Source organism: Curtobacterium sp. MCPF17_021 (genome assembly GCF_003234605.2).
In the GTDB taxonomy this organism is placed as follows: Bacteria; Actinomycetota; Actinomycetes; order Actinomycetales; family Microbacteriaceae; genus Curtobacterium; species Curtobacterium flaccumfaciens.
This window is the reverse complement of sequence record NZ_CP126252.1, coordinates 2,990,550-3,003,318: the sequence shown is the minus strand read 5'-3', so window position 1 is coordinate 3,003,318 and position 12,769 is coordinate 2,990,550. Positions and strand designations below refer to the sequence as shown.

Here is a 12,769-nt window from a genome sequence, read left to right as displayed (position 1 = left end):
CTACCGACCGGACGGCCGCCGCGCCGGTTCCGACGGCTCGATCGTCCGCCCGGTGTCCTGTCCCCGCGTCGCCGGGGTGACCAGGAACGCCGCGACCAGCAGGACGAGCGGCACGAGCATCGCCGTCTGCAGGCCGAGGTGCTCCCCGACGAAGCCGAGCAGCGGCGGCCCCACCAGGAACGCGATGTACCCGGCGGTGGCCACCACCGAGACCCGTCGGTCGCCGTCGGTGGGGTGGTCGCCCGCGGCGGAGATCGACAGGGGGAACCCGAGGGCGATGCCGAGCCCCCAGACGCCGGCGGCTGCCGCGGTGACGACCGGATTCGGTGACAGCACGACGAGCAGGACCCCCACCGCACCGACCGCGGCACAGACCCGGACGACCGGGGCGCGACCGAACCGGGCGACGAGCGGAGTGCCGGCCGCCCGACCGATGAGCATGGCGAGGGCGAACCCGGTGAACACGAGGGACCCGACGGACTCGGGAGCATCGTGGTCGGTGGTCATCAGCAGCGGGAGCCAGTCGCTCGCGGCACCCTCGGCGAAGGCCATCGCCAGGGTGATGACGGCGATCATGGCGAGCTGCACGGTGAGGACGGAGCGGCGGGCTCCCTTGCGGGCGCCGGGGGCATCGGCGGGCGCATCGGTCGGTGTCTCACGGGGCACCGGCCGCAGGTTCAGCGCCGCGAACACCGCCAGCGCGGCCATCACCGCGGCGCCGACGAGCAGGTGCACCCGGACCGGGGTCCCCGCCGCCGTCATGGCGATGCCGACGACCCCACCGACCACGCTGCCGAGGCTGAAGCACGCGTGCAGCACCGGCACGACCGGTCGCCCGATCTGCCGTTCGACCGCGGCGGCCTCGACGTTCAGCCCGATCTCGGCGACGCCCGCCCCGAAGCCGATCAGGAACAGCCCAGCCCAGACCCCGGCGGCGACCTGCGCCGGGGCGAGCAGCGCGACGAGCACCATGCCGACGACGGGCAGCGCGCCCCCGAGCAGGATCAGCGGGCGGTTGCCGGTCCGTCGCACCAGCGCCCCGGCACCGAGGATCCCGATCATCGACCCGATCGACAGCCCGAGCAGGACGAGGCCCATCGCCTCGATCGAGGCGCCGAGCTCATCGCGGATCGCGGGCGTCCGGGTGATCCACGTCGCGATCCCGAACCCGGTCACCGTCGACGTGGCGAAGAGTGCGAGTCGATGCCGCCCGGCCATGCCCCCATCTGATCGGTCCCCGGGCGGCCCGTCAAGGGCGACCGCGTCCCGCGCTTAGGATCGGGCGCATGGCGACCGTCCTCCTCGTCCGTCACGGACGCACCACCGCGAACGCCACCGGCGTCCTGGCCGGACGCACCGCCGGCGTGCGACTCGACGCCGTCGGCCGCACCCAGGCCGAGCGGACCGCGGAGCGCATCGCCGCGGTGCCCGTCGTCGCCGTCGTGTCGAGTCCGCTCGAGCGCTGCCGGCAGACCGCCCGCGCGATCCTGGACCGGCAGACGGACCGGCAGACGGACCGGCAGACCGACCGGCCGGCCGGGCCACCCGCCTCGCTGATCGAGCGGGCCATCACCGAGGCCGACTACGGGCAGTGGCAGGGCCGGAAGCTCGCCGACCTGGCGAAGGAGCCCCTCTGGCGCACGGTGCAGGCGAACCCGAGCGCCGTCGTGTTCCCCGGCGGCGAGTCCATGCAGACGATGCAGTCCCGGGCCGTCGCGGCCGTCCGGCGCATCGACGCCGAGGTGGAGGCTAAGCACGGACCCGGCGCCGTCTGGGTCGCGGTGAGCCACGGCGACATCATCAAGAGCGTCCTCGCCGACGCCTTCGGCATGCACCTGGACCTGTTCCAGCGCATCGGCGTCGGCCCGGCCTCGGTGTCCGTCGTGCGCTACGGCGAGCACCGCCCCGAGGTCGTCGCGACGAACACCGAGTCCGGTGACCTGTCCTGGCTGCGCACCGCCCCGGCACCCAGCGGGGACGCCGCGGTCGGCGGCGGCGCGGGCCATCCGGAACCCGATGCGCACACCGGCACCGGGCGTCCGGCGCCCGACGCGCCCGCGGGTCCTGCCGGACCCTGAACGGCCGGAGCCGAGCGCTCCTACAATGCGGGTATGCCCACCATCGTCCACGGCTTCGACTGGCCGGACCGCCTCGTCGTCGGCACCATCGGCCGTCCGGGTGAGCGCGCCTTCTACATCCAGGCCCGCTCCGGTCGGCGCGTCACCAGCGTCGCGCTCGAGAAGGAGCAGACCGCCGTGCTCGCCGACAAGATCGACGAGCTCCTCGACGAGGTGGCGACCGTCGACGACAACCGCTTCAGCGTGCCGCCGTCGGTGCCGGTCGAACTCCGCGACCCGGAGCCGCTCGACCAGCCCGTCGAGGCCGAGTTCCGCGCCGGGGCCCTGAGCCTGGGCTTCGACCCGTCCACCGCGCAGGTCGTCATCGAGGCGTACCCGATCGATGACGAGGTCGAGATCGTGTCCGAGGAGAGCGAGGACGGCATCGAGATCGAGGCCGTCGTCGAGATCCCCGAGCCCGCCGAGCTGTTCCAGGTGAAGATCCCGGTCGGCACCGCCCGGGCCTTCGTCGAGCGCACGCGCGAGGTCGTCGCCGCCGGTCGTCCGCCCGGCGACGCATGAGCGACGGCTCGCTGTCCGTCCGGGCGCGCATCCGTGAGGCGTCCAACGCCACCTTCCTCGCCGAACTCGACGGCGCGACCGTCGTCTACAAGCCCATCGAGGGCGAGCGCCCGCTGTGGGACTTCCCGGACGGCACGCTCGCCGGCCGCGAGATCGCCGCGCACCTGGTCTCCGAGGCGTTCGGCTGGGGCGTCGTCCCACCCACGTGGATGGGTGACGGTCCGTTCGGCCCCGGCATGGTGCAGCGCTGGCAGGACGTCGACCCCGAGCAGGACGCCGTCGACCTGGTGGCGCCGGAGCTCGCCGAGGCGGACGGCTCGCCCTGGCTCCCCGTGCTCGAGGCCATCGACGAACACGACCAGCCCGTGACGCTCGTGCACGAGGACTCCGAGGCCCTGCGCCGGATGGCCGTCTTCGACGTCGTCGTGAACAACGCCGACCGCAAGGGCGGGCACGTGCTGGCGATGCCCGACGGCCACCGCTTCGGTGTGGACCACGGGCTCACCTTCCACGTCGAGCACAAGCTCCGGACGGTCCTGTGGGGCTGGATCGGGGAGCCGCTCGGTCCGGACGAGCTCGAGGGCCTCGACCGGGTGTCCGAGGCCCTGCGCGGTGGCCTCGGCGACGAGCTTGCCGAGCACCTGACGGACGAGGAGATCGACACGCTCCGGGCGCGCTGCGCGGCCCTGCGTGCCGTCGGGATCTTCCCGCCGCCGCCCGGTCACGGCCCCGCCGTGCCCTGGCCACTGTTCTAGACGCATCCAGAAACGGACGGGAGGCCCGTGGCGGTCTCGCCACGGGCCTCCAGTCCGTCTCGTGTGGGTTTCAGAGCCCCCGGTCGTCGCGGAAGAGCGCGCCGCCGGCCCCGCGACGCGAGCCGAGGTACGAGCCGACCACGGCGACCCCGAGGTCGTCGTTCTCCGGTGCCACGACGCTGCCGTCCACCCGCTTCGCCATCGCGTCGATGAACCGGGCGAGCCCCGGGTCCTCGCCGAGCCGGAAGAACGTCGTCTGGGCGCCGAGGCGTCCGGCGTTCTCGAGTTCCCGCACGGTCAGCGCGATCGTCACCGGGTCGGGCGGGTAGTCGAACCAGACCTGTCCGTTCGGCTCGAGGTGCGACGTCGGCTCGCCGTCGGTGACGATGAGGAGCACCGGCTGGGCCGTGGGGTGCTTCCGGAAGTGCCGGTTGGCGAGCAGCAGGGCGTGGTGCAGGTTCGTGCCCTTGTCCCACATCGCGTCGAGCCCGACGAGCTGTTCGACGTCCATCACCTCGGCCTCGCGACCGAAGGCGATGAGCTGCAGGTCGTCGCCGCGGAACCGGGTCGACACCAGGGTGTGCAGCGCCAGGGCGGTGCGCTTCATCGGCACCCAGCGGTCTTCCATCGCCATCGAGAACGACGTGTCGACGAGCAGCGCGACGCAGGCCTGGGTGCGGGCCTCGGTCTCCTGCACCTCGACGTCCTCGATGCTCAGGCGTACGCCGGCTCCCTGCCGTCCGCTGGCCGCCGTCCGCACCACGGCGTTCGTGATCGTCCGGGGGATGTCCCAGGGCTCGGTGTCGCCGAACGCCCACTGCCGTGACGCCCCCGAGGGTTCGCCCGCGGCGCCCGAGCGACGGAGGTCCCGCGCGCCCTGGCGACCGGACATCCGCTGGGCGACGTCCTTGAGCAGGCTCTTGCCGAGCTGCCGCATCGCCTTCGGGGTGAGTCTGAGCTGCCCGTCGGCACCGCGGCGCATCGCCCCGGAGTTCCGGAGCGCCTGCTCGAGGCGCTGCAGGGTCTTCGCGTCGACCGCCGCCTCGTCGCCGAGCTGCCGGGACAGCGCGTCGAGGTCCAGGTCGTCGAGCTCCGAGCCCGGTCCGGACTGGGCGAGCTGGTCGGCGAGGGCGTCGAGGTCCGCGATGTCCTGGAACACCCCGGTGCCGTCGCCCAGCCCGAGCCCCTGTTCGCCCTCCATGCGCTCGGATCCGCCCCAGTCCTCGCCGGGACGCAGTGCGCGCAGGGTGCGGTCGAGCTGGGACAGCTGCCCCATCAGGTCGGGGGAGCCGAAGGCCTGCTGGGCGAGGGCATCGAGTTCGTCCCGCTGCTCCTGGGTCATCGAGTTGCGCATGCGCTGCGCCGCGGCCGCGCGGGCTGCCAGGTCGTCGAGCAGCTCGTCGACGTTCGCCGGGTCCGACGGGAAGTACTCGCCGTGCTGGTCCATGAAGTCGTCGAACTGCTGCTGGGTGTCCTCGCCGCGGGCGTGCGCCTCGAGCAGGGCGGTGAGGTCCTGCATCATCGCGCTGACCGCGGCCCGGTCCTGGTCGGTGGCACCCTCGAGCGCCTGTTTCATGCCGGCGAAGCGCTGGTCGAGCACCTCGCGGCCGAGCAGGTCCTTGATCTCGTCGTACTTCTGGCGCGCGGCCGGGCTCGTCCAGTCGTAGTCGCCGAGTTCCTGCACCGCGGCGGCGGGGGAGGGGGACAGGCTGTCGAGCTGCAGTTCGGCCAGGGCCCGGTCGCCGTCGTCGAGGTCGACGTTGCGGGCGAGTTCGCCTCGTTCGGCGAGCAGCGCCTGGTCGAGGAGCTCGCGCACCTGCTGCAGGGTGCCGTCGAGGTTGTTCCTGCTCGTCAGCTCACGGCGGCGCTCGGCCACCCGGCGGGCCAGGTCGTCGAGACCGCGCTGCGTCCGGCCCCCGCGCCGCAGGAACTCCCGCATCGCGCGCTCGGGCGACGTGCCGCCCATCACGTCCTGCCCGATGGCGTCGAGCGCCTCGGCCAGGTCGACCGGGGCGGCGAGCGGGTCGGGTCCGTCGGTGTACCGGCCGTACCGGGTGTCGCGCGTCAGGCGCCGGTTCTGCCTAGCCATAGACGGCTTCGCCCCCGCCGGACTCCTTGCTGATGCGTCGGGCCAGGAACAGGCCCTCGAGGGCGAGCTCGATCGCGCCGGCGCGTTCGCCGTCGTTCGTGGCACCCATCCGGTCGCACACCTGGTCGTACAGGTCGGACTCACCGATCGACGGCAGGCCTTCGAGGAACGCCCGGGCGCTGACCTGCTCGCCCGTGGTCACCATCGTGCCGCCGTCGAGCGCGTCCACGAGCACCGCGAAGTCGAGACCCTTGAACCGGGAGCGCACGGTCTCGGCGGTCGCGGTGCGGAGCAGGTGTTCGAGGACCTCGTCGGCGCGGTCCTCTTCGCCGTTCTCGAACTCGATCTTGCCGCCGAGGACGTCCACCGCGGTCTCGAGGTCGATCGGCCGGGCGACCGCCTCGTCCTCGCCCTGGCGTGCGGCGCGGTGCACCGCGGCGGCGGACACCGTCTCGGCACCGGCGATCGCGAACCGGGCACTCACGCCGCTGCGCTGGTCGACGGCGCTCGAACCACGCAGTGCCCGGGTGAACCGGGCGAGGATCTCGATCAGGGCGTCGGGGACCTCGGCCGTCAGCTGGGCCTCCTGCCGGATGACGGCGATCTCGTCGTCGAGCTCGATCGGGTAGTGCGTGCGGATCTCGGCGCCGAAGCGGTCCTTCAGCGGCGTGATGATCCGGCCGCGGTTCGTGTAGTCCTCGGGGTTCGCGCTCGCCACGACGAGCACGTCGAGCGGCAGTCGCAGCACGTAGCCGCGGATCTGGACGTCGCGCTCCTCCATCACGTTGAGCATCGCGACCTGGATGCGTTCGGCCAGGTCGGGCAGCTCGTTGATCGCGACGATGCCACGGTGTCCGCGGGGGACGAGCCCGAAGTGGATGGTCTCCGGGTCGCCCAGGCTGCGGCCCTCGGCGACCTTCATCGGGTCGACGTCGCCGATCAGGTCGGCGACGCTCGTGTCCGGTGTCGCGAGCTTCTCGACGTAGCGGTCGTCGCGGTGCCGCCAGCTGATCGGCAGGGCGTCGCCGAGGTCGTCGGCACGCCGGATGCTCGCGGTGGTGATCGGTTCGTACGGGTGCTCGCCGAGCTCGGAGCCGGTGATGACCGGCGTCCACTCGTCGAGCAGGCCCTGCAGGGTGCGGAGCAGGCGGGTCTTGCCCTGGCCGCGCTCGCCGAGCAGGACGACGTCGTGGCCGGCGATCAGGGCGCGTTCGAGCTGGGGGATGACGGTGGTCTCGAAGCCGTGCAGGCCGGGCCACGGATCGGTGCCCTGGCGCAGGGCGGTGAGCAGGTTGTCGCGGATCTCGGCGCGGACCGTCTTCTGGACGTGACCAGAGGTGCGGAGCTCGCCGACCGTGCGGATGTCAGGTCGGGTCACCTCTCCGACGCTACGCCGCGTTCGCGACGGCGACCAGGGTCGGACTGGAGGCCCGTGGCGGGCCCGCACCGCGCCTCCCGTCCGCTTGTGGGTTTCCATCGCACTTGCGATCATTGAGATCCCGGCGACGGAGCCGGATTCGAAGTAGGGGGATCCGGCTCCGCCCCCGGTTCCTCGTTCCGCATCTGAACCACATCGGCGATCTCGGCGTACGGTCCCATTTCGTGAGCAGCGCGAACGCAACCATCAAGAGCCTGGTGCCCGCCAGGATGGACCGCTTGCCGTGGACCCGGTTCCACTGGAGCGTCGTCGTCGGACTCGGCGTGTCCTGGATCCTCGACGGTCTCGAGATCCAGATCGTCTCGAACGCGGGTTTCCAGGCGGACCTGAACCTGTCCACGCAGCAGGTCACCTCACTCGGGACGATCTACCTCATCGGGCAGGTCGTCGGCGCGATCGTGTTCGGTCGGATGTCCGACCGGTTGGGGCGACGGAAGCTCTTCATCCTCACGCTGGCGATCTACCTGATCGGCTCCGGCATCGCTGGGCTCGCCCAGGACTTCTGGTTCCTCGCGGCGTTCCGGTTCGTCGCGGGGCTCGGCATCGGCGGCGAGTACGCGGCCATCAACTCGGCGATCGACGAGCTCATCCCGGCGAAGTACCGCGGGCACGTCGACATCGCCATCAACGGCACGTACTGGGGTGGTGCCGCGCTCGGCGCGTTCGCCAACATCTACCTGCTCGACACGGCCAACTTCGCCGAGAACATCGGCTGGCGCATCGGCTTCTTCCTCGGCCCGGTGCTCGGCATCGCGATCATCTTCCTGCGCCGGCACATCCCGGAGAGTCCGCGGTGGCTCATGACGCACGGACGCGAGGACGAGGCCGAGGCGACGGTCACACGGATCGAGGAGTCGGTGGAGAAGTCCACCGGGCACCGCCTGGCGGACGTCGACCAGTCCAAGGCGATGACCGTCACCCCGACCGACAACGTCAAGTTCCGGACGATCGTGAAGGTGCTGTTCCGGCAGTACCCGACCCGGACCCTCGTCGGCGCGACGATGATGATCACCCAGGCGTTCCTCTACAACGCGATCTTCTTCACGTACGCCCTGGTGCTCACGAACTTCTTCGGGCTGAAGACGGCCGAGACATCGGTGTACTTCTTCCCGTTCGCGATCGGCAACCTGCTCGGCCCGATCATCCTGGGACGCTTCTTCGACACCTGGGGTCGTCGGCAGATGATCTTCTCGACGTACCTGGTCTCGGGTCTCGTCCTCGCCACCTCGGCGTTCCTCTTCCAGGCCGACGCGATCTCGGCGACGGTGCAGGTCGCCTTCTGGTGCGTGTCGTTCTTCTTCGCCTCGGCGGGAGCATCGAGCGCCTACCTGACCGTGTCGGAGATCTTCCCGCTCGAGCTGCGGTCGCAGGCCATCTCGTACTTCTTCGCGCTGGCGCAGATCTTCGGTGCCGTCGCCCCGCTGATCTACGGTGCACTCATCGGTGACGGCTCGTCGCGGGAGCCGCTGTTCTGGGGGTACCTGCTCGGATCCGCGGTGATGATCGCCGGTGGGGTCGTGGCGCTGATATTCGGGGTCGATGCCGCGCGGAAGGGGCTCGAGGACGTCACCCAACCGCTCTCGGTGCTCACCGGGGACGCGAAGTCAGACCGGAGGTGAGCCCTGTGGCGGCGGCCTGACATTCTGTATTCAGAGTGTTTAGCGCCGCCGTCGCAGCGCTGTCACTGTGCCTGCATGGCACTCCTCCACAGCGCGACACCGGCGACCACGATCCACGGCAGCGACCGCCCTCGCCTCGGGGGTGCCGTCCGTGCGTGAGCCTGGGCTGATGGAGCACACCCCCATCCGAGCCGGCGCCGGCGGCCTCGATCCCCACGGCCTGCGCCGCAGCCTGCTGCGCGACGCGGTGTTCCTGCGACTGCTCGACAACGTCCTGCGGGGGGAGTACCGCCGCGGGCAGCGGTTGCGGCTCGACACCCTGGCATCGGACATGCGGGTGTCGCGCACACCGGTGCGCGAAGCCCTCGTGACCCTCGAGTCCCTGCAGCTGGCCAGCGTGCAGCGGTACGTCGGTGTCGTGATCTCGCAGTGGTCGGTCGACCAGATGATCGAGCGACTGCGGATCGCTCAAGCCCTGCTCGTCGATCCGCCGTCGAACTCCGTCGGGTACCAGGACCGGTTCGACAAGGTGTGGCTGCGGGAGTGCTGGACCGAGGCTGGTGCCTTCGTCGAGCTCGGCGCCTGGTACCTGCGGCGCCGCGGATCGTCGGTCAGTGGCGACTGGTTGCTGTCGCAGCGCATCGTGCTCGACATGTTCTTCACCGACGACGTCGCCCTGGCGAACGGGATCGATGCCGTGGTCGACCGGCGACGACGGGTCGAGATCGTCGAGCGGGCCGTGGCCGCTGCGGAGCGAGACGCCCTCGACGACTGTGCCGCGGCGCTCCTCGACCTGTCGTCCGCCCTGATCGCCCTGCCCGACCGCTTCCGGGTGGTCGTGTCGGCCTGAACCGACCTCGGCTGCGGATTCGCTCAGGTCCGCGCCGACCGCCGTGGATCCGCAGGTCGCGGCACTGAGCAGCGAGTGTCACCGGTGTCCCTCGCACTGGATCGTCAGGCAACGTCGTGGCAGCCTTGACCGGTTGCCGTCCCCGGCGTGTCCACCGACGACAGGAGTGCCCGTGAACGACGTCCGCGATCGATCCCACCGCTTGAACCGAGCGTCCGGGATCGCACGGCACGGACGTCTGCGGCGCTCGAGCCCCTTCGCGACCGCTGCCAAGACGGTCTCCGCCGTCGTCGCAGTGGCCCTGGTGAGTTCGGTCTCGGTCACGGCGATCGCGGCGAAGCAGGTCACGGACGACCTCGGTGACGGCGTCGAGATCCAGGGCCAGCCCGCACCGCAGGCGAAGGGCGGCGCGAAGCCGATCAGCGCCTTCAAGGGCGGGTTCAACATGCTCGTCGTCGGCACCGACAACGACCCCGAGCAGAGCGCAGCCTTCGGGGAGCGCGATGCGACCCTCAACGACGTCAACATCCTGCTGCACGTCTCGGCCGACCACACCAACGCGACCGCGGTGAGCATCCCGCGCGACCTCGTCACACCGATCCCGGCCTGCAGGAAGACCGACGGCACGGGCACGGCCCCGGCGATGGCTGCGCAGCCGATCAACACCTCGTTCGGCGAGGGTGGCCTGAACTGCGTCACCCAGACGGTCGCCGGCCTGACCGGGCTCGACATCCAGTACTCGGCCGCGGTGTCGTTCAAGGGCGTCATCGAGATGTCGAACGCGATCGGCGGCGTGCCGGTCTGCGTCGCCCAGCCGATCACCGACTCGTACACCGGGCTGAACCTGCCGGCTGGCACCTCGACCCTGCAGGGTGACGAGGCCCTGGCGTTCCTGCGCACCCGGCACGGGGTCGGCGACGGGTCGGACCTCGGCCGGATCTCGAGCCAGCAGGTGTTCCTGTCGTCGCTGCTCCGCACCGTGAAGTCGAACGACACCCTCGGTTCGCCGGCCCGCCTGTACAAGCTGGCCCGGGCGGCGGCGTCGAACATGCAGCTGTCCCAGAGCCTGAACGACATCGGGACGATGGTGCAGATGGGCCTGGCGCTGCGGGACCTGCCGCTGGCGCAGGTGAACTTCGTGCAGTACCCGGGCACCACGGGCGGCACCGGCGTCTACGAGGGCAAGGTCGAGCCGACCACGTACCTGGCCGACCGGCTGTTCGCGAAGATCAAGGCCGACCAGTCGTTCTCCCTCGGGGCGGACAGCACGGGCATCGGGTCGGAGACGAGTCCGACGCAGACCAGTCCGACGCAGCCGACCGCTGCACCGTCGTCTCCGGCCGCTGCGCCGGAGCCCGCGACCCCCGCGACACCGGCAGCGCCGTCGTCCGCTGCGCCGCGCACCCCCTCGGCGACGCCCGAGACCATCGACGGGCTCGAGGGCCAGTCCGCCGACCAGCAGACCTGCTCCAAGGCGTTCGGGTACTGAGGCGCGGGCGGGCGGTTGCTTGCTTGGCGCCTCCCGCCCCTGCCCCCTTCCGCGAAAGCGACAGACTGCCGCCGAACATCCGCGACACTCTGTCGCCCTGGCGCCAGTGACGGCCGAGCTCGGTGGCGCAGTGTCGCTTTCGTGGGCCCGACCGTGGCCGTGCGCGCGCCCGAACGTCAGCAGTGCACCCGCCCCCGAACGCAGAAACGGGGGCGCGGTGGTGGGCCGCGCCCCCAGGGGAAGTCGCTCCCCGCCGGGCGCCACGCGATCGGGCGCGCCGGGCCCGCACGGGGAACGACGTCGGGTGCTGTGTCGCGACGACGGGGACGAGCCCCGGAACGTGATTGCCGCGTCCCGATGATGGTATGCAGTGGGGTACGCCCCGACAACCCCCACGTGTCCCCACTTCGGGGGACCGAGTGTGACGGGTCGTGCCACGCGCGGGTGTTCGTCGGGTCGAGAGTGGCGCGGTCCTCCTGTATGGTGGTCGCAGCGCTCGTGAGAGTGCTTGGAGACGTCGCATAGTCCGGCCGAGTGCACCACCCTGCTAAGGTGGAGTCCCCTTTGAGGGGACCGAGGGTTCAAATCCCTCCGTCTCCGCACGACGATGAAGCCCGGTCCGATCGGGCCGGGCTTTCGTCGTTCCTAGCGCCCGAAGTGCTCGCGTCAGACCGTCGCGATGCTCCCCGTCGTCGTGGTCCGCACTCCCGCGCGCCCCCGACGCACCGCGCCCATGGCCACGAGCGTCAGCACCACGGCCGCCAGGGTGATCCCCGACCCCGCCCAGATCGGCGACGTGTACCCGAGGCCGGCGGCGATGGTCAGACCGCCGATCCAGGCCCCGAGCGCGTTGCCGAGGTTGAACGCGGCGATGTTCGCCCCGCTCGCCAGGGTCGGTGCGTGGTCGGCGTACTGCATCACCCGCGTCTGCAGGGCCGGGACGGTCGCGAACCCGAACGCCCCCATCAGCACGAGGGCGATCACGGTGAGCACCGGCGAGGTCGCGACGAGGGCGAACGCCGCGAGCACCACGGTCAGCGCGACGAGCACCACGAGCAACGTGCGGTCGATCGAGCGGGCCGCGAGCTTGCCGCCGGCGAAGTTGCCGACGAACAGCCCGATGCCGAACACGATGAGCAGCCACGGCACCGCCGACGACGGGAAGCCGGACACCGAGGTCAGCGTGTACGCGATGTAGGTGAAGGCGCCGAACATCCCGCCGTAGCCGAGCACGGTCATCCCGAGCGACAGCCAGACCTGCCCGGACCGGAAGGCGCCGAGCTCGCGGGCGAGGGACGGAACCTCGGTGGAGCGGACCGCCGGGACGAGGACGAGCACGCCGATCAGGGCGACGATGCCGATGGCCGCGATCGCCCAGAACGTCGCACGCCAACCGGCGGCCTGGCCGAGGAAGGTGCCGAACGGCACGCCGAGCACGTTCGACGCGGTGAGCCCGGTGAACATCAGCGCGACGGCCGACGCGCGCTTGGACCGCTCGACCATGTTCGCGGCGACGACCGAGCCGATGCCGAAGAACGCTCCGTGGCACAGGGCGGCGATGACACGGCCGGTCATCATCACGCCGTAGGTCGGCGCGATCGCGGACAGGGTGTTGCCGACGATGAACAGCACGAGCAGCCCGAGCAGGACGGGCTTGCGGGGGAGCCGGGTGGTCGCGGCGGTGAGCCCGAGGGCCCCGACGATGACCGCCAGGGCGTACCCGGTGACGAGCCAGCCGGCGGTGGTCTCGGTGACGCCGTAGTCGGCCGCCACCTCGGGCAGCAGGCCGGTGATGACGAACTCGGTCAGGCCGATGCCGAATCCGCCGAGTGCGAGGGCGATGAGTCCCGCGGGCATGGATGTCCTTCCGTTGTGCAGCTGTGCCGCGTA

At 71.3% G+C, this 12,769-nt stretch carries 10 protein-coding genes and 1 tRNA gene; 7 read left to right on the top strand and 4 right to left on the bottom strand.

The window, feature by feature from the left end; genetic code table 11:
* Entirely contained in the window at positions 1-1,218 is a 1,218-nt protein-coding gene (locus DEJ29_RS14070) for an MFS transporter (RefSeq protein ID WP_111095830.1), read from the bottom strand.
* A 68-nt stretch (positions 1,219-1,286) separates the two neighbouring features.
* Here DEJ29_RS14070 and DEJ29_RS14065 point away from each other — a divergent pair, with 68 nt between their 5' ends.
* From DEJ29_RS14065 to DEJ29_RS14055, 3 genes are read left to right on the top strand one after another with little or no spacing between them, the layout of a single operon-like run.
* Positions 1,287-2,078 carry an MSMEG_4193 family putative phosphomutase gene (locus DEJ29_RS14065; RefSeq protein ID WP_111095829.1) on the top strand — a complete coding sequence of 264 codons (792 nt, stop codon included), beginning with the start codon at positions 1,287-1,289 and terminating at the stop codon, positions 2,076-2,078.
* A gap of 33 nt (positions 2,079-2,111) precedes the next feature.
* Positions 2,112-2,639, top strand: a complete 528-nt coding sequence (locus DEJ29_RS14060) for a DUF3090 domain-containing protein (RefSeq protein WP_071406497.1) — start codon at positions 2,112-2,114, stop codon at positions 2,637-2,639.
* Positions 2,636-3,394: an SCO1664 family protein gene (locus tag DEJ29_RS14055; protein ID WP_111095828.1), complete on the top strand. Its 759-nt coding sequence runs from the start codon at positions 2,636-2,638 to the stop codon at positions 3,392-3,394. Before DEJ29_RS14060 ends, DEJ29_RS14055 begins: the two co-directional genes overlap by 4 nt.
* Positions 3,395-3,464: 70 nt before the next feature.
* On the opposite strand, the gene DEJ29_RS14050 is transcribed toward DEJ29_RS14055, so the two are convergent.
* The gene (locus DEJ29_RS14050) at positions 3,465-5,483 is read right to left on the bottom strand and encodes a vWA domain-containing protein (RefSeq protein WP_111095827.1); all 2,019 of its coding nucleotides are present in this window, start codon (positions 5,481-5,483) and stop codon (positions 3,465-3,467) included.
* A complete protein-coding gene (locus DEJ29_RS14045) occupies positions 5,476-6,861 on the bottom strand; it encodes a MoxR family ATPase (protein WP_027466108.1) in 1,386 nt (461 codons plus the stop codon). The genes DEJ29_RS14050 and DEJ29_RS14045 overlap by 8 nt, the downstream gene beginning before the upstream one ends.
* A gap of 224 nt (positions 6,862-7,085) precedes the next feature.
* Here DEJ29_RS14045 and DEJ29_RS14040 point away from each other — a divergent pair, with 224 nt between their 5' ends.
* The 4 genes from DEJ29_RS14040 to DEJ29_RS14025 all read left to right on the top strand — a co-directional run bounded on the left by DEJ29_RS14040 (position 7,086) and on the right by DEJ29_RS14025 (position 11,479).
* Positions 7,086-8,540 (top strand): MFS transporter, encoded by a 1,455-nt coding sequence (locus tag DEJ29_RS14040; RefSeq protein WP_349775186.1) that lies wholly within the window; start codon positions 7,086-7,088, stop codon positions 8,538-8,540.
* 169 nt (positions 8,541-8,709) lie between these two features.
* A complete protein-coding gene (locus DEJ29_RS14035; protein WP_111095826.1) occupies positions 8,710-9,390 on the top strand; it encodes a GntR family transcriptional regulator in 681 nt (226 codons plus the stop codon).
* 202 nt (positions 9,391-9,592) lie between these two features.
* Entirely contained in the window at positions 9,593-10,879 is a 1,287-nt protein-coding gene (locus tag DEJ29_RS14030; protein ID WP_258376016.1) for an LCP family protein, read from the top strand.
* Positions 10,880-11,389: 510 nt separating this feature from the next.
* A tRNA-Ser gene (locus DEJ29_RS14025) sits at positions 11,390-11,479 on the top strand.
* A 66-nt stretch (positions 11,480-11,545) separates the two neighbouring features.
* Here the strand turns inward: DEJ29_RS14025 and DEJ29_RS14020 are convergent.
* Positions 11,546-12,736 carry an MFS transporter gene (locus tag DEJ29_RS14020; protein WP_111095825.1) on the bottom strand — a complete coding sequence of 397 codons (1,191 nt, stop codon included), beginning with the start codon at positions 12,734-12,736 and terminating at the stop codon, positions 11,546-11,548.
* Between the last annotated feature and the right edge of the window lie 33 nt (positions 12,737-12,769).

Bases quoted from the DNA above. Each gene is read 5' to 3' on its own strand.
- DEJ29_RS14070 (WP_111095830.1), bottom strand. From the start codon at position 1,218: ATGGCCGGGCGGCATCGACTCGCACTCTTCGCCACGTCGACGGTGACC.
- DEJ29_RS14065 (WP_111095829.1), top strand. From the start codon at position 1,287: ATGGCGACCGTCCTCCTCGTCCGTCACGGACGCACCACCGCGAACGCC.
- DEJ29_RS14060 (WP_071406497.1), top strand. From the start codon at position 2,112: ATGCCCACCATCGTCCACGGCTTCGACTGGCCGGACCGCCTCGTCGTC.
- DEJ29_RS14055 (WP_111095828.1), top strand. From the start codon at position 2,636: ATGAGCGACGGCTCGCTGTCCGTCCGGGCGCGCATCCGTGAGGCGTCC.
- DEJ29_RS14050 (WP_111095827.1), bottom strand. From the start codon at position 5,483: ATGGCTAGGCAGAACCGGCGCCTGACGCGCGACACCCGGTACGGCCGG.
- DEJ29_RS14035 (WP_111095826.1), top strand. From the start codon at position 8,710: ATGGAGCACACCCCCATCCGAGCCGGCGCCGGCGGCCTCGATCCCCAC.
- DEJ29_RS14020 (WP_111095825.1), bottom strand. From the start codon at position 12,736: ATGCCCGCGGGACTCATCGCCCTCGCACTCGGCGGATTCGGCATCGGC.